This is a genomic window from Brevundimonas diminuta (genome assembly GCF_039673845.1).
GTDB classification, from domain to species: domain Bacteria; phylum Pseudomonadota; class Alphaproteobacteria; order Caulobacterales; family Caulobacteraceae; genus Brevundimonas; species Brevundimonas diminuta_E.
Window position 1 is genome coordinate 169324 of the sequence record NZ_JBDJMK010000008.1, and the last position, 15141, is coordinate 184464.

Here is a 15141-nt window from a genome sequence, read left to right on the forward strand (position 1 = left end):
CAACAGCGATATGGTGCGTGTGCGAAGAGACTTCAAGTGAAATTTGTGCGACGCACAATATGATCGCTGATAACCCTTCCACCGCCGTCAGGACGAAGCTGGCGCGGATTCGGCGATCACAACTCCGTTGACGGCCTGTTAACCCTCTCGAAACCGGCAGGGGCGATGTTAGCGTTTGTAACGTGCGTGATCGCAGCCGTCTTCGCGCCACAGTGACGAGGCTAGTAGCTTGCCCATGAACGCCATCTTCCGCCGTCGTTTCCTGGCCGCCCTGGTCCTGGGAGGCATCGTCCTGACGCCGACCCTCGGCGTCGCCCCGCCAGAAGCCCAGTCGACCGACAGCCGGTACGCCGCCATCGTCGTGGACGCCGCCTCGGGCGAAGTCCTGTTCTCGCGCTTCGCTGACGCCCGACGGTTTCCGGCCTCCATCACCAAGGTCATGACCCTGTATCTGACGTTCGAGGCGCTGGAATCCGGCAAGGTCAGCCTGAACGACACCCTGACCGTCTCGCCCCGCGCCGCGTCGCAGCCGCCGTCCAAACTAGGCCTGGCCGCCGGTCAGACCATCAGCCTTGACGACGCCATGCGCGCCACCGCCGTGCGCAGCGCCAACGACATGGCCGTGGTCATCGCCGAACACATCGGCGGCTCGGAAGGCCGCTTCACCCAGATGATGACGGAAAAGGCGCGCGAACTGGGGATGGAGCAGACCCGCTTCACCACCGCCAACGGCCTGCCCGACACGCGTCAGGCGACCACAGCGCGCGACCTGTCGGTCCTGAGCCGCGCGGTCATGCGCGACTATCCGCAATACTATCGCTATCTCGGCCTGCACGACTGGTTCTACAAGGGCCGCGACTACCGCAACACCAACGGCCTGCTGGCCACCGGGCGCGGCTATGACGGCATCAAGACCGGCTTCACCAACGCCTCGGGCTATAATCTGGCGGCGTCCTCGGTGCGGGACGGCAAGCGGATCATCACCATCGTCATGGGCGGCCGTTCGACCGCCAGCCGCAACGCCCATGTCGCCGAACTGATGGACACCGGCTTCGAGGTTCAGCGCAAGCGCGCACAAGGCGAACACATTCAGGTCGCGCAGGCCTATTTCGAACAGCGCGGCTATGGCGTCAGCAGCGAGCCTGCGGCGCCGGTGGCCTACGCCTCGATCTCGAACGACGACGAAGGCAGCAGCTCGCCGACCGAGGTGGCCTATGTCGCCGGGCCGCCGCCGCGCAACCTGCCGACCGAGGTGACGCCGCCGCCGTCGGCCCGCCGCGCCGAGAACCGCCCGCCCGAAAACCTGACCGCCGCCCTGAACGGCGGCGCGGCGGCCCCGACCCCTGCGCCCGCTCGCGCGGCTCCGGCCCGCACCGCCGCGGCCAAGGCGCCCCCCGCCCCTGCCGGTCGCTGGACCGTTCAGGTCGGCGCCTTCCGCGAGGAAAGCGTGGCGCGCGACTGGCTGAACGATGTCAGCCGTCGCTTCAACAGCCAGTTCACCAACGCCCAGCGCGACGTGCAGACCGCCAACGGCTGGTATCGCTCGCGCTTCACCGGCATGACGCAGCAAGCGGCCGAGTCCGCCTGCGCCGCCCTGTCGGAACGTCGCGTGACCTGTATGGTGATCCGCCCCGGCTGATGGACGGGGCTAACGCCCCTCCACTAGCGCCCCTGACCGTTGCGCCAGCCCGGCTCTGCCAGACGCCGGGCGTAGTCGCGCACATCGGCGGGCCAGGATTCCGTCTGGGCGTCAAAGCGCGTCCAGTCGCCCGCGAACAGCATCCGCACCGCCTCTTCATAGTCCGGCAGATCGCCCGCTACGGCGGTCATGAAGCGATAGGCCGCCTCGCGGCTGCGACGGGCGCGGTCCGGGCCTTCGGCCTCGCGCAGGGCCGCCTCCACCAGTTTGCGCAGCGTCACTGACGCCCCGCCCGGCTGGGACGCCAGCCAGTCCCAGTGACGCGGCAACAGGGTGACTTCGCGCGCCGTGACGCCCAGCTTGGGGCGCCCCCGCCCCCGCTTCTCAGCCGCCCCGGCGTCCTCTGCGGACGGCGCCGTCGGCAGGCGTTTCAGCACCGCCTGAAGATCGCCGCGCAGATCCAGTTCGACCGGGCGCGCGTCCGCATCGTCAAAGACCAGCACCGTGCGGCCCGCGTCATGGGCGACCTTCACCGCAGCCGCCACCTGAGCCAGCGGCCCGGCGGCGACCATGCTGTGACCATCGAAGGCCGTGCAGAGCGTCGTCATCGCATCCATTCCCGTATGATGCCGACGCCTTTATCCGCGCGGTCCTGCTGCGTCAATATTACCCGGATAAATTTAGCGACGGCGATCCATCTCGCCGAACAGGCTGCCTGCGATCCAGCTGACGACGCCGGTGACGATGGCGGCGCCGATGCCCGCCCACAGGCCGTTGACGGTGAACCCATCCAGAAACAGCGACGTCAGCCCGATCATGGCGGCGTTCACCACCAGCAGGAACAGGCCGAAGGTGACGATGGTCAGCGGCAGGGTCAGCACCACCATCAGCGGCCGCACAAAGGCGTTGACCACGCCCAGAATGACCGCCGCCGCGATCAGCGAGCCGTTCGAGGCGAAATCCACCCCCGGCACCACGCGGGACGACGCCCAAAGACCAATCGCCGTGACCACGGCCTGAAGAATGAAACCCAGCATGACGCCTCCAGAAATCTACCTTGACCATATAAGCGCATGGGGCGGCGTTCCGCTCCGTGCGTCCGGCGTCATCGCCTGCTAGGCTGATCGCCCTACCCCGAAGGAGACCCTCATGAGCCTTCACGGCGCCTACGATCCGGACAACATCTTCGCCAAGATCCTGCGCGGCGACATGCCCAGCGTGAAGGTGTGGGAAGACGACGACGTTCTGGCCTTCATGGACGTGTTTCCCCAGTCCGAGGGCCACGTTCTGGTCGTGTCCAAGACCTCGACCGCCCGCAACATCCTTGAGATCGAGCCGGAGGCCCTGGCCAAACTGACCGCCGCCGTCCAGCGCACCGCCCGCGCGGTCGAGAAGGCGCTGAAGCCCGAGGGCCTCAGCCTGATGCAGTTCAACGGCGATGCGGGCGGCCAGACGGTCTTCCACCTGCATTTCCACATCGTGCCGCGCTGGGCCGACCGCCCGATGAAGGGCCACGGCCACGCCCCCATGGCCGACGCCGAGCATCTGAAAACGCTGGCCGCAAAGATCGCGGCCGAACTGGCCTGACCGCCCGTCAGAGCGGCCCCTTGAAGATGAAGAAGGCGCCGCCCGCGATCAGCACAAAACCGATCAGGTGATTCACCGTCAGTTTTTCGCCCAGCCATGCGACCGAGAACACGGCGAAGACCAGCAGGGTGATCACCTCCTGCATGGTCTTCAGCTCGGCCGCTGAATAGACCTGATGGCCGATGCGGTTGGCGGGCACGGCCAGCCAATATTCGAAGAAGGCGATGCCCCAGCTGATCAGGACCACGATCCACAGCGGCTTGGCCCCGAATTTCAGGTGGCCATACCAGGCGAAGGTCATGAAAACGTTGGATAGCGCCAACATGACGATGGGCGCGAGGTAAGGCAGCGTCGGCATTCGATTACTGTGCTTGCGTCAAAGAGATTCCGCCAGCATAAGGCGGGCCACGCCGGTTTAGCTCAGCTGGTAGAGCAGCGGTTTTGTAAACCGAAGGTCGCGGGTTCGATTCCTGCAACCGGCACCATCCCTCCGGCTCAGAAAGCCGCCGCCAGACTGGCCACGACACGGCTGGCGTAGATGTCGCCCAGCCGATGGGCGTCCGTGTCGTAATAGCGCACATCCAGCGACAGATTCGGCGTCATCCCCCAGGTCGCGCCCAGATTCCAGGTGTTGTAATCGGCGTCGGACGAGACCTGCTGGCGGGCGACCGCTGCCGACACCTTCAACCGCTCGATCGGTTGGATGGCGCCGTTCAGCTCCATATAGGTCCCCTGCTTCTCCTCGACGCCGAAGAAGTCCGGCGACCAATAGAGCAGCGCGCCCACCGCCACCGGCCCCACCTGACGCGACGCCATCGCCCGCACCTCGGAGAAATCATAGTCGGCGCCCGAGGGCTGTCCGGCAAAGACGTAGTGCGCCAGGCTGAAGTCCCAGTCGAAGCCGCCGAAGGACGGCCTGACGCCGACATAGAGGTCGATCTCGGCCTTGGTGTCCGCATCCCCGGCGAACGAAGCATTGCCCGCCCATCCGCCGACGTAGAACAACCCCTGCGAGACATCGACGCCCAGCGATACAGCCGGATCGCCGTCGCTCATGCTGATGCCGCGAGAGACGAAGTCCGTGCTGACGGCGGCGGTGACGGCCACGGCGGGACCGGCAGGCCGGCTTTCCTGCGCCAGAGCCGGGCCGCCCATCGTCACCCCGACCACAACCGCCAGCCATGCCGCGCGCCCAGGCCAGCCTGTGCGTCTGGATAATCCGTGCGATCGCCAAGCCCTGTGCGTCATTGCCGCCCCCTGTTTCATCCGCATCCCCGCAATTCCGCGATACTGAAAGGCAAAGCTTGATGGCCGCTTAAGCCATGCTTGCGCGGCAGAACCAGTCGACGTTGCGATTTGCACAACTATTGCGTGTGTCGCTGCAGGGTTTCCCATAAGGAGACAGGCTTCATGTCGGAGTATTGTCAGGACCGTGCGATCCTGTGGTTGAGCCGCTCATTCACCACCGCGCCGGGCGAACTGCGCGACGTGTGCGTGGAGATGGCCTACCTTTATGAGCAGATGAGCCAGTTGAGCGACCGTCTGGACCAGTTGGCGCTTGGATTGGATCAGGGGGTGGATCAGGCACGGGCCCTCCCCCGGAACGGCCCGCCGCGCTTGTAGCCCCCGTCGGAAGCCGCTAGGCCTGAATATCCTTCGGGAAGCGCGGCCTGTGGGTCGCCGCGCCTTGCCCGGCCGCGTCTCCCCTGCTGCCTCCCGCCATGTCTGAAACGACCAATAAACTGGGTCACAAGATCCGCACGCGGGGCGCCCGCACACGGCGCGCCCTTCTGGACGCGCTGCGCGACCTGCTGAACAGCCGGCATCTGGGCGAGATCCGCCCCGCCGACATCGCCGCCGTCGCCGGGGTGTCGGCGCCGACCTTCTACACCTACTTCGCCTCGGTCGAGGAAGGGCTGCTGCTGCTGTGCGAAGAGGCGGGCGAGGACTTTCAGAGACTGTCCGCCCACATCCACGCCGACTGGTCCGGCGACCGCGCTTTCGAGGCCGCACGCGCCTATGTGCTGGAGGTGCTGGGCCTGTGGAGCGACCACGGGCCGGTGCTGCGGGTCGAACACATGCTGGCCGACATGGGCGAACCCGCCTTCGCCGAAAGCCGCATCCGGCGCCTGCGCCGCCTACACCTGGCGCTGGAACGCCGCATCGCCCAGGCCCATGTCAGCGGCCTGCACCCCAAGGGGCTGAACCCGCGCCTGACCTCCTATGAGACGGCCAATCTGGTGGAATCGGTGGCCGCCGGGTTCGGGTTGATGCGCCGCGCCGACACGCCCGAAGCCATCATCGACACCACCGCCCATATCGTCGTGAAGCTGACCACGGGCCGCTGAGGAAAGGCGCCCGGCTTGGACAAGCTGTCCATTGCGACGGCGCCGCCATGGGCTAAAGCATGGCCATTGGCCAAGGAGTGCGTATGTCCCGTCTTCCGTTCGTTCCCATCATCCGCCGCGCGCCGCGCGCCGCCGCGGCGCTGATCGCCCTTGCCGGTCTTGCCGCCTGCGGTCAGGGAGCAGAGACGTCCGACACAGGCGCGCCTGCCGAAACCGCCAAAGCGCCCATGCCGACCGAGGCCGAAAAGGTCGCCATGCTGGCCTCCCTGCCTGCGCCCTATAATGAAGGCGATCTGGACAACGGCCGTCGCGCCTTCGCGCGGTGCCGTTCGTGCCACACCATCACGCCGGGCGGGCCGAACATGACGGGGCCGAACCTGTATGGCGTCTTCGGCAGCAAGGCGGGCGCGCGCGATAAATACAGCTATTCCCACGCCATGCGCACGGCGGACTTCAGCTGGGACGCCGATACGCTGGACCACTGGCTGCAGAACCCGCGCACCTTCCTACCCGGCAACAAGATGAGCTTCGCCGGCCTGCCCGACGCCACCGACCGCCGCGACGTCATCGCCTTCCTGAAGGTCGAGACGGGGTTCAAGCCAACGGGCGAATAGTCTTTTTCCTTCTCCCCTTGTGGGAGAAGGTGGCCGAGCGGAGCGAGGTCGGATGAGGGGTTGCTGGACGCAAACCTCTTCCGCCTTCTTGGCGCCGCGCCGACACCCCTCGTCCGTCTGCCTTCGGCAGCCACCTTCTCCCACAAGGGGAGAAGGACGCTTTCCGTTATTCCGCCGGGCTCATGTCCGGTTCGAGGCCCTGACGCTTCTCCTGCGCCTCCCATTCCTCGATCTTGCGGGCGGTGTATTCCGGCGACTTGGTGAAGCGCGCCAGCACGCCATAGATCACCGGCACCACGAACAGGGTCAGCACCGTCGCGAACATGGCGCCGGTGAAGATCACCACGCCGATGGTCTGACGGCTGCCCGCGCCCGCCCCCTGCCACAGCACCAGCGGCAGGGCGCCGAAGGCCGTGGCGATCGAGGTCATGATGATCGGGCGCAGGCGCAGGGACGCCGACTCGATGATGGCCTCGCGGATGCTGCGGCCCTGATCGCGCAGCTGGTTGGCGAACTCGACGATCAGAATGCCGTTCTTGGCCGCGACGCCGATCAGGATGATCAGGCCGATCTGGCTGTAGATGTTCAGGCTGGAGCCCGCCATCAACAGGCCGAACAGCCCGCCCGCCGCCGCCAGAGGCACCGTCAGCATGATGACCGCAGGCGTGATCCAGCTCTCGAACTGAGCCGCCAGCACCAGGAAGACCAGCAGCAGAGCCAGGGCGAAGGCCCAGCCCACGGCGCTGCCCGCCTCCTGCTGGTCGCGGGCGGCGCCGCCCCAACGGATGTTGGCCACGCCCTGCGGCTGTTTGGCGACCTCGGCGTTCAGGAACTGCACCGCATCGTCGATGGTGGTGCCGGGGTTCAGGTCGGCCTGCAGGGTGATCGCCCGCTGGCGGTCCAGACGGCGACGGTCCGGCGTATCGCCCGAGGTCTTGGTCGTGACCACCGCCGACAGCGGCACCAGCTGCGCCGTGCCGGTCGAGACATAGAGCGCCTCAAGGTCCGTAACCTCGCGACGGTGATCGCGGTCGGTCTGCAGGATGACATCATATTCCTGACCGCCCTTGATGTAGGTCGTGGCCCGACGCGAGCCGAACATCGTCTCAAGGGTCCGGCCGATCTGCTGCGAGGACACGCCCAGCGCAGCCGCCTTCTGCGGATCGACATCGACCAGCAGGCGCGGCGCGTTCGGCTCATAGTTCAGGCGCGGACGCGAGAAGCCGGGGTTTTCCTGCGCCGCCGCCAGAATGGGCTGCAGCCAGTTGTAGATGGCGGAATATTCCGAGCCCGTGACAATCATCTCGACCGAGTTGGAGTTGCCGCCGCCGCGCTGGAAGGCGCCGGGCGTCGAGGCGTTGACCTGCGCCCCGGTCTGATTGCGCAGCTTGGCGTTCAGCTCCTGGGCGATCTGGTCGGCCGAGCGGCTGCGCTCGGACCAGTCGGCCAGGTTCAGGACCGCGCTGCCCGAGCTGAAGCCCGAACCGCCGAAGCCCGGCGACGAAATCATGAAGTTGGCTGCCTCGCCGTTCTGACGATATTCGGCCAGCAGCGGCTCCAGACCCAGCATGATCTGGCGGGTGTAGTCGAAGCCCGTGCCTTCCGGTCCGGCGATGCGCAGGGTGACTCTGCCGCGATCCTCGTTCGGCACCAGTTCATTGGGCAGGTGCAGGAAGATGCCCGTGGCGCCCGCGGCCACCAGCACGATCACGGCGGCCACGCCGCCCACGGCGACGCGTCGGCCCAGCAGGGCGTCCAGCGAGGCGGCGTAGGACCGCTTCAGCGCGTCCATGCCCGTATCCACCCGGCGCGCGACCCAGCCGCCGGTATGCGCCGGCTTCAGGATCTTGGACGCCAGCATCGGCGACAGGCTCAGCGCCAGGAAGGCCGAGAAGGCCACGGCCGCAGCAATGGCCGCCGCCAGTTCGACAAACAGACGCCCGACATAGCCCGGCAGGAACAGCAGCGGCGCAAACACCGACAGAAGCACGACGGTCGTCGCCACGACGGCGAAGAAGACCTGACGGGCGCCCCGCTCGGCGGCCACCAGCGGCGGCTCGCCATTATCCAGACGGCGCTGGATGTTCTCGACCACGACGATAGCGTCGTCGACGACCAGACCGATGGCCAGCACCAGCGCCAGCAAGGTCAGCAGGTTCAGCGAAAAGCCCAGCGGTGCCAGCACGATGAAGGTCGCCAGCAGGCAGATGGGCGCCACCACCGACGGAATGATCGCCGCCCGCAGACTGCCCAGAAAGATGAAGTTGACCAGGGCCACCAGGGCCATGGAAATGCCGATCGTCACCCATACCTCGTCAATGGCGTGGGAGGTGAAGACCGAGTTGTCCGAGCCGACTTCCAGCGTCGTGCCCGGCGGCAGGCTGTGACGCATCTCCTCCATCAGGGCGCGCGCGCCTTTGGAGATCTCCAGATCGTTGGACTGGGCCTGTCGGGTGACGGCCAGACCGATCTGATCCATGCCGTTGCCGCGGAACAGGCGCCGCGCCTCGGCGGGGGCCTCTTCGATGCGGGCGATATCGCCCAGACGGGTGACATAGGCGGCGTTGCCGATCAGAGCGCCGGTGACGCCGTTGGTCATGGCCGCCGAGGCCGCGCCCAGACTGCCCGACGCCTGCGCGCCGGTGGCCGTCGAGGCCGAGCCGCGCGTGCCGATCGGCAGTTGGGCGAAGTCCGCCGGATCGGCGTAGTTGCGCGCCACGCGGACGGTGTAATCCTTCTGCGCCGACTCCAGCGAACCGGCGGGCAGTTCGACGTTCTGGTTGTTCAGGGCGGTTTCGACGTCAGTGACGGTCAGGCCGCGCGCGGCCATGGCCCCGGCGTCCAGCCAGATGCGCATGGCGTAGCGCTGCTCGCCGAAAATGTTGACCTGGGCCACGCCTGGCACGGTGGCGAAACGGTCCACCAGATAGCGGCGGGCGTAGTCGGTCAGCTCCAGCCGGTCCATCGTCGTGGAGCGCAGGAACATGATGAGGATCGGCTGGCTGTCGGAATCAGCCTTGGCCACTTCGGGCGGATCGGCCTGATCCGGCAGGCGGCCCAGCACGCGCGAGATACGGTCGCGCACGTCGTTGGCGGCGTCGTCGATATTGCGGTCCAGCGAGAACTCGATGTTCACATTGGAGCGGCCGTCGCGGCTGGTCGAGTTGATGCGCTGAACGCCCTGAATGCCGGCGATCTGCTGTTCGATCGGCTCGGTGATCCGGCTTTCAATGACCTCGGCCGAGGCCCCGGCATAGCTGGTGCTGACCGAAACGATCGGCGGGTCGACGTCCGGCAGTTCCCGCACCGGCAGGAAGAAGAAGGCCGCCACGCCGATGACGCACAGCACGATGGCCGCCACCGCCGCAAAGACGGGACGGCGGACCGAAACATCAGACAGCATCATTTGCGGGCCGCCCGCGGCGCAGGCGCGTCGCCCTTCGTCGGATTGCCCTGGATCTGTCCGCCTTCGCCTTCGACGCGCACGGGGGCGCCGGGCTGGATGCGGTTCAGGCCCGAGGCGACGATGCGGTCATTGTTGCCCAGACCCGAAACGATCTCGACATAGCCGCTTTCGACGGCGCCGGTCTGGACTTCCACACGCTGGGCCGTGGCGCCCGCCTCGCCGCGCGCGATGCGATAGACGAAGGCGCCCTGACCTTCATACTGAACGGCGGCTTCCGGCACGGCCAGGCTCTGGCGGCGGCCCTGATGCACAGAAACCCGCATCATCATGCCCGGTCGGATGCGGTTGCCGGGGTTCGGGAATTCGGCGCGGGCGATGATGGCGCGGGTCTGTTCGTTGACGCGCGTATCCAGCAGGGCGATGCGTCCGTTGAACTCTTCGCCGGGGAAGGCGTCCGAGGTCGCCGTGATCGGCGCGCCCACAGGCAGGACGCCGAGATAGCGTTCCGGCAGCGGGAAATCGACGCGGACGCCGCTGATATCATCCAGCGTCGTGATGACCGAACCCGGCGAGATCAGAGTGCCGGGCGTCACCGATGTCAGGCCCAGAATACCCGCGAACGGCGCGCGCAGGACGCGGTCGCCGCGACGGGCTTCCGACGCCGCCACCGCCGCCTGCGCGGTCTTCAGCGCGGTCTCGGCCGTCTCGGCCATGACGCGCGGCGCCACGCCGCGTTCCGCCAGAATGCGGGCGCGGTCATATTCGCGCTGGGCGTTTTCCAGCTGGGCGCGGGCGCGGATCAGATCGGCGTCTTCCTCACGCGCCAGCAGCTCGACCAGAGGCTGCCCTGCATCGACGCGCTGACCATCCGTGAACAGCACCTGCGTCACCAGCTGGGTCGTGTTCGAGGTGATATTGACCGAGCGGCGGCCGCGGGCGACGCCCAGCACGCGAATCTGGTCTGCGAACTCACGACGACCGGCCACCGCCTCGGCGACCACCTGACCACGCCCGGCGCCCGGTCCCCCCGGACCATGCTGACCGGCTGCGTCCCCGCCGCTGAAAGCGATCTTGAGGATCGCCGCCAGAACCATCAGCCCCAACAAACAGGCCGCGGCGATAATGAAAAAATGGCGTTTGAACACGCGACGCAGTCTCCCCGACAACAAGCGTCCCCGCTTAACGGGTCACCGCCATTACGCAAATAACGTATCTGTAACGTGGGTAACCTCAGATTCCGTCGCGGAAAACCGGACTAAAAACGCCGCCAGATTCCGAACACCGGGCCGCTGACCGCAGGAATTTCACGTCCCGCCGCCGTTTGCCGCCATCCCGCCTGCAGGCGCCAGTCGCCGAACCGGCGCACGACCGAGGTTTCGACCGACAGCCAGCGTGCCGCGCCGTCGCCATCCGCCGCCCCGGCGAAGGCCTGCGCCATCACCATCCAGTCGGAAGAAAGATGAAGGCCCGCCGTCGCATCGACCCGCGTCTCGTCCGGCAGACCCGCCCGCCAGCGCCGCGCCGCCTGCACCTCGGCAAAGCCGCCCTGCGCCCGCCATCCGCCGCCCGCAAAGGCGCGCCCCGCCAGAAGGCGCGCCTCGACATCGCTGTCGCCCGCACCGGGCGGCGCATAGCCGGCATTGCGTCCTGCCCCGCCGCGCGCATGGCCCACATAGACAGCCGCGACATTGCGATCATCGCGATAGACCTGCCAGCGGACGCCGACCTCCACCGGGCCGCGCCCCTGATAGTCGACCCAGGCGTCGCGTCCGTCCTGCCACTCGCCCTTGACCTGAAGGGTCAGGCGGTCGGTCAGGCCGTATTCGACCAGCACGCTGGCCGTCATGTCGCGGCGGCCGCCGGGCAGTTCCACCCGGACGCCGTCGGCCGACAGGGCTTCGTCGGCGCGCATGTCTTCATATTTGACGATGACCTCGCCATGGCCTTTTGCAGGGCTCCATGCGCCGGCGCAGGCCGCCCCCGCCGGGGACAGCGCCATCATCGCGGCCATCAGGCCGACGCCGTCCCTCCTCCGCATGGCCCCCGCCCCCTGTTCGCCGGCCCCCTGTTCGCCGGCCCCCTGTGCGCCAGTCCCCTGTGCGCCAACTCCGGTCTAGATGTCGTAGCCCGGCGATTTCCGCTCCAGCTGACGCAGGGCGCCCGGCCAGGCCAGGGACGACACAAAGCCGATGCCGCGTCCCTGCTCCTTCGTCTCCGCCTGGGCGGCGTCGGGCGCGATCAGCACATTGTCGCGTCCGGCCGACAGGGCCGCCACCTGCTGGGCGCAGGCGCGCTCAAGGAAGAAGATGCCGACCCACGCCTCGGCCGCCGTGTTCCCGACCGCCAGCGTGCCGTGATTACGCAGCAGCATCAGCGGCTTGTCGCCCAGATCGGCCACCAGACGTTCGCGCTCGTCATGGTTCAGCGCCAGCCCTTCATAGCCGTGATAGGCCACCTGATGCTGCAACAGACAGGCGTTCTGGCTGATGGGCAGCAGGCCGTCCTTCTGGGCGGCGACGCCGACGCCGTTCACCGTATGCAGGTGAATGACGAAATGCGCCTCTTCGCGCGCCGCGTGGACGGCCGAATGGATGGTGAACCCGGCCGGGTTGATGAAGTTGGTCGTGTCCTGGACCACATTGCCGTCCAGATCGACCTTCACCAGCGAAGAGGCTGTAATCTCATCGAAATACCAGCCGTAGGGATTAATCAGGAAGTGGTGTTCCGGTCCCGGCACGCGGGCCGAGATGTGGGTGAAGATCATGTCGTCCCACCCGTTCAGCGCCACCAGACGGTAAAGGGCCGCCAGTTCGACCCGCGCCTTCCATTCCGCCTCGGACACCTGGGATTTCAGCGACTGCGCCGTATCCGCCATCAAAACCGTCCCCTATCAATGTTCACATTGAGCCTCCCCCCGTGCGGGCCCGCCGTCAATACCGCCCAAAACCAAGACTCCATTAACCCCGTTTTCATCGTCAACAGCCAAGCTGGAGGTTCAGCGGGCCGGACCTTTCAGCCGGACCTCGCCAGCCGTCGCTTCTGTTGGGGAAGGCGTGAACTTGGACCCGGTCAGGACGTTCGCCGCCTCTACGTCGCATGAGGGCCTGCCGCTGGCGGACCTGCATCAGTTGATTCCCCTTGCGGCGCGGCGTTCGCCGCCCGAACGCCAGACCCTGCTGCTGGGACTGGCTGACCTTTACCGGACAGTCGGGGGCGAAGCCCACGCCCCGGCCAGCCTGACCGAAGTCTTCACCACCCTCGTCCGCGAAGCCGAGCAGGATATCCGCCGCGTTCTGGCCGAACGGCTGGCTGACGCCGGATGGGCGCCGGCCGGACTGATCCGGCAACTGGCCGCCGACGCCGTCGAGATCGCCCGGCCGGTGATCGCCGCCAGTCCGCTGCTGGACGATGCAGACCTGCTGCATCTGCTGCGTGAGGCGTCGCGGGACCATCAGATTCAGGTCGCCCTCAGACCCGGTCTGTCGCCCCCCGTCGGCCGGGCCATAGTGGACGCCGCCGATCCGGCCGTCATGACGGCGCTGGCGACCAATCGCACCGCGCGTCTGGATCAGGGCGACATCATCCGTCTGGTCGACAACGCCCGCACCGTAGCGGCCTTGCGCGCGCCGCTGACGCGCCATCCGGGGTTGAGCCAGACTCTGGCCCTGCGCCTCTATCAATGGGTGGGCGAGGCGTTGAAGCAGGCGATCTGCCAGCGTTTCAGTCTGGACGACGCCCGGCTGGCCGAAGCCGTCGCCCATGCCTCCGACAGCGCGATGAAGGACGCTCAGGAACAGGCCGCCGCCCAGCTGACGGCCAAGCTGCATGCGGCGGACCAGTTGCGCCCCGCCACCCTGATCCGCGCCTTGAGAGAGGACAAACTGTCCCTGTTTCTGCACGCCCTCAGCCTGCTCAGCCGTCTGGATGTCGAGATGCTGCGTCGCGCCCTGCAGGCGGACAGCGCCCGCCCGCTGTTTCTGGCCTGTATGGCGGCGGGGCTGGATCGGGCCGCCCTGCCCGCCCTGCTGGGCGATGTCCGACGCCTGAATGAGGGGCGTCCGCTGGACCGGGACGGCGCCGACGCCCGCCCGGCCCAGCGGCCTGCAGCGCAGGCGGCCTATGAATTCCGTCGCCTGATCGGGCCGGATGCGGATGTGAAGGTTTGACAGGACCCTCCGGCTCGGCTTGCGTGGCGCCGTGACCCAGACTTTCCAGCCCACCGCCATCACCTTTGTCGCTAGCGACCGGCCCGAAGCCGAAGACGCCCGCAAACGGCTGAGCGCGCGCTATGGCTCGGTCCCGCCCGCCGAGGCCGAGGTCATCGTCGCCCTGGGCGGCGACGGCTTCATGCTGGAGACGCTGCACAACAATCTTCAGCTGCGCACCCCGGTCTATGGGATGAACCGCGGCTCGGTCGGCTTCCTGATGAACGACTATGAGGAAAACGACCTGCTGGACCGGCTGGCCCAGGCCGATCCGACCGTCCTGCATCCCCTTCAGATGGACGCCTGGGTCGACAGCGGTCAGGTCCACAGCGGTCTGGCCATCAATGAAGTCTCCCTGCTGCGCCAGACCCGCCAGAGCGCCAAGCTGCGCATCAGCATCAACGACAAGGTGCGGCTGGAGGAACTGACCTGCGACGGCTGTCTGGTGGCCACGCCCGCCGGATCGACCGCCTATAATCTGTCGGCGCACGGCCCCATAATTCCGCTGGACGCGCCCAGTCTGGCGCTGACGCCGATCAGCGCCTTCCGGCCCCGGCGCTGGCGCGGCGCCCTGCTGTCGCACACGGCCCGGGTGCGATTCGACGTGCTGGAGCCGGACAAGCGTCCCGTCAGCGCCACCGCCGACAACTTCGAGGTGCGCCGCGTCTCGCGCGTCGAGGTGCGCGAACGCCGCGACATCACCCTGACCATGCTGTTCGACGCGGGCCGCTCTTATGAGGAACGGGTCATGGCCGAACAATTCGCCGCCTGATCGGCTCGCTTCGCATCAAGCGTCACAGGTTTTTAAGCCTCTCCAGCCAGACTGGATTTTACAGTTCAGGAGTCGCTTTGTGACCAAACCACCGCATGTCATCCGCCCCCCCAATCCCCTGCGCGCCAAGGTCGGCGGCGGCTTCGGCGGCATCGACGCCAGCGCCATCGCGAGGGCCGAAGAAGCGCTGAAGGCCATGTCGGCCCAGTTCGGCCAGTGGCTGAACGACGAAGTGACCAAGCTGGACACGGCCCAGTCCGACATCCGCGCTCAGGGTTACACCCCCGCCACGGCCGAGGCCCTGTATTTCCGCGCCCATGACCTGAAGGGGCTGGGAACCACCTATGAATATCCGCTGGTCACGCGCATCGCCGCTTCGCTGTGCCGGATGCTGGACGATGCCGAAAAGCGGATGCAGGCGCCCCTGCCCGTGGTCGACGCCCACATCGACGCCATCAAGGCCGTGGTGCGCGACGGCATCCAGACCGACGACCATCCGGTCGGCCGCGATCTGGTCGAGACGCTGGAAGCCCGCGTGGCCGAACATCTGGGCTGAGGCTTAAAAAGCGC

Annotated in this window: 16 protein-coding genes and 1 tRNA gene; 9 read left to right on the forward strand and 8 right to left on the reverse strand. The window is 67.3% G+C overall.

Annotated features, from left to right (window positions below):
• Positions 1-235: 235 nt before the first annotated feature.
• Entirely contained in the window at positions 236-1639 is a 1404-nt protein-coding gene (locus ABE454_RS10570) for a D-alanyl-D-alanine carboxypeptidase (RefSeq protein WP_346531510.1), read from the forward strand.
• Between the two features lie 23 nt (positions 1640-1662).
• Here the strand turns inward: ABE454_RS10570 and ABE454_RS10575 are convergent, their stop codons facing one another.
• Positions 1663-2247 carry a DUF2239 family protein gene (locus ABE454_RS10575; protein WP_346531512.1) on the reverse strand — a complete coding sequence of 195 codons (585 nt, stop codon included), beginning with the start codon at positions 2245-2247 and terminating at the stop codon, positions 1663-1665.
• Between the two features lie 72 nt (positions 2248-2319).
• Complete coding sequence (locus ABE454_RS10580) at positions 2320-2676, reverse strand: phage holin family protein (protein ID WP_346531514.1); 357 nt, start codon at positions 2674-2676, stop codon at positions 2320-2322.
• A 112-nt stretch (positions 2677-2788) separates the two neighbouring features.
• Here ABE454_RS10580 and ABE454_RS10585 point away from each other — a divergent pair, with 112 nt between their 5' ends.
• Positions 2789-3226, forward strand: coding sequence for an HIT family protein (locus tag ABE454_RS10585; RefSeq protein WP_346531515.1), 438 nt, complete (start codon positions 2789-2791; stop codon positions 3224-3226).
• 7 nt (positions 3227-3233) lie between these two features.
• Here ABE454_RS10585 and ABE454_RS10590 read toward each other — a convergent pair whose 3' ends face one another.
• A complete protein-coding gene (locus tag ABE454_RS10590; RefSeq protein WP_346531517.1) occupies positions 3234-3584 on the reverse strand; it encodes a DMT family protein in 351 nt (116 codons plus the stop codon).
• A gap of 51 nt (positions 3585-3635) precedes the next feature.
• On the opposite strand from ABE454_RS10590, the gene ABE454_RS10595 reads away from it, so the two are divergent.
• Positions 3636-3711, forward strand: a tRNA-Thr gene (locus ABE454_RS10595).
• Between the two features lie 10 nt (positions 3712-3721).
• On the opposite strand, the gene ABE454_RS10600 is transcribed toward ABE454_RS10595, so the two are convergent.
• The gene (locus ABE454_RS10600) at positions 3722-4396 is read right to left on the reverse strand and encodes a TorF family putative porin (RefSeq protein WP_346531518.1); all 675 of its coding nucleotides are present in this window, start codon (positions 4394-4396) and stop codon (positions 3722-3724) included.
• Between the two features lie 240 nt (positions 4397-4636).
• Between ABE454_RS10600 and ABE454_RS10605 the strand changes: the two genes are divergently transcribed.
• The 3 genes from ABE454_RS10605 to ABE454_RS10615 all read left to right on the forward strand — a co-directional run bounded on the left by ABE454_RS10605 (position 4637) and on the right by ABE454_RS10615 (position 6188).
• The gene (locus ABE454_RS10605; RefSeq protein WP_346531519.1) at positions 4637-4849 is read left to right on the forward strand and encodes a hypothetical protein; all 213 of its coding nucleotides are present in this window, start codon (positions 4637-4639) and stop codon (positions 4847-4849) included.
• A gap of 98 nt (positions 4850-4947) precedes the next feature.
• Positions 4948-5574 (forward strand): TetR/AcrR family transcriptional regulator, encoded by a 627-nt coding sequence (locus ABE454_RS10610; protein WP_346531521.1) that lies wholly within the window; start codon positions 4948-4950, stop codon positions 5572-5574.
• 83 nt (positions 5575-5657) lie between these two features.
• Positions 5658-6188: a c-type cytochrome gene (locus tag ABE454_RS10615; protein WP_346531523.1), complete on the forward strand. Its 531-nt coding sequence runs from the start codon at positions 5658-5660 to the stop codon at positions 6186-6188.
• A 166-nt stretch (positions 6189-6354) separates the two neighbouring features.
• Here the strand turns inward: ABE454_RS10615 and ABE454_RS10620 are convergent, their stop codons facing one another.
• From ABE454_RS10620 to ABE454_RS10635, 4 genes are all read right to left on the reverse strand, one after another.
• Entirely contained in the window at positions 6355-9591 is a 3237-nt protein-coding gene (locus ABE454_RS10620) for an efflux RND transporter permease subunit (RefSeq protein ID WP_346531613.1), read from the reverse strand.
• On the reverse strand, positions 9591-10739 hold the full coding sequence (locus ABE454_RS10625) for an efflux RND transporter periplasmic adaptor subunit (RefSeq protein WP_346531524.1): 1149 nt from the start codon (positions 10737-10739) through the stop codon (positions 9591-9593). Before ABE454_RS10625 ends, ABE454_RS10620 begins: the two co-directional genes overlap by 1 nt.
• A gap of 110 nt (positions 10740-10849) precedes the next feature.
• On the reverse strand, positions 10850-11632 hold the full coding sequence (locus ABE454_RS10630) for a hypothetical protein (RefSeq protein ID WP_346531526.1): 783 nt from the start codon (positions 11630-11632) through the stop codon (positions 10850-10852).
• A gap of 75 nt (positions 11633-11707) precedes the next feature.
• Entirely contained in the window at positions 11708-12469 is a 762-nt protein-coding gene (locus ABE454_RS10635; protein WP_346531528.1) for a class II aldolase/adducin family protein, read from the reverse strand.
• Between the two features lie 178 nt (positions 12470-12647).
• On the opposite strand from ABE454_RS10635, the gene ABE454_RS10640 reads away from it, so the two are divergent.
• The 3 genes from ABE454_RS10640 (at position 12648) to ABE454_RS10650 (ending at position 15127) form a co-directional block, all read left to right on the forward strand.
• Positions 12648-13760, forward strand: a complete 1113-nt coding sequence (locus ABE454_RS10640) for a DUF2336 domain-containing protein (protein WP_346531530.1) — start codon at positions 12648-12650, stop codon at positions 13758-13760.
• Between the two features lie 31 nt (positions 13761-13791).
• On the forward strand, positions 13792-14571 hold the full coding sequence (locus ABE454_RS10645; RefSeq protein ID WP_346531532.1) for an NAD kinase: 780 nt from the start codon (positions 13792-13794) through the stop codon (positions 14569-14571).
• Between the two features lie 79 nt (positions 14572-14650).
• Positions 14651-15127 (forward strand): Hpt domain-containing protein, encoded by a 477-nt coding sequence (locus ABE454_RS10650; RefSeq protein WP_346531534.1) that lies wholly within the window; start codon positions 14651-14653, stop codon positions 15125-15127.
• Positions 15128-15141 lie beyond the last annotated feature (14 nt).

What these genes read in the sequence shown, in the direction of transcription:
- ABE454_RS10570 (WP_346531510.1), top strand. Translation starts at nt 236, where the DNA reads ATGAACGCCATCTTCCGCCGTCGTTTCCTGGCCGCCCTGGTCCTGGGA.
- ABE454_RS10575 (WP_346531512.1), bottom strand. Translation starts at nt 2,247, where the DNA reads ATGACGACGCTCTGCACGGCCTTCGATGGTCACAGCATGGTCGCCGCC.
- ABE454_RS10580 (WP_346531514.1), bottom strand. Translation starts at nt 2,676, where the DNA reads ATGCTGGGTTTCATTCTTCAGGCCGTGGTCACGGCGATTGGTCTTTGG.
- ABE454_RS10585 (WP_346531515.1), top strand. Translation starts at nt 2,789, where the DNA reads ATGAGCCTTCACGGCGCCTACGATCCGGACAACATCTTCGCCAAGATC.
- ABE454_RS10590 (WP_346531517.1), bottom strand. Translation starts at nt 3,584, where the DNA reads ATGCCGACGCTGCCTTACCTCGCGCCCATCGTCATGTTGGCGCTATCC.
- ABE454_RS10605 (WP_346531519.1), top strand. Translation starts at nt 4,637, where the DNA reads ATGTCGGAGTATTGTCAGGACCGTGCGATCCTGTGGTTGAGCCGCTCA.
- ABE454_RS10610 (WP_346531521.1), top strand. Translation starts at nt 4,948, where the DNA reads ATGTCTGAAACGACCAATAAACTGGGTCACAAGATCCGCACGCGGGGC.
- ABE454_RS10615 (WP_346531523.1), top strand. Translation starts at nt 5,658, where the DNA reads ATGTCCCGTCTTCCGTTCGTTCCCATCATCCGCCGCGCGCCGCGCGCC.
- ABE454_RS10620 (WP_346531613.1), bottom strand. Translation starts at nt 9,591, where the DNA reads ATGCTGTCTGATGTTTCGGTCCGCCGTCCCGTCTTTGCGGCGGTGGCG.
- ABE454_RS10630 (WP_346531526.1), bottom strand. Translation starts at nt 11,632, where the DNA reads ATGCGGAGGAGGGACGGCGTCGGCCTGATGGCCGCGATGATGGCGCTG.
- ABE454_RS10635 (WP_346531528.1), bottom strand. Translation starts at nt 12,469, where the DNA reads ATGGCGGATACGGCGCAGTCGCTGAAATCCCAGGTGTCCGAGGCGGAA.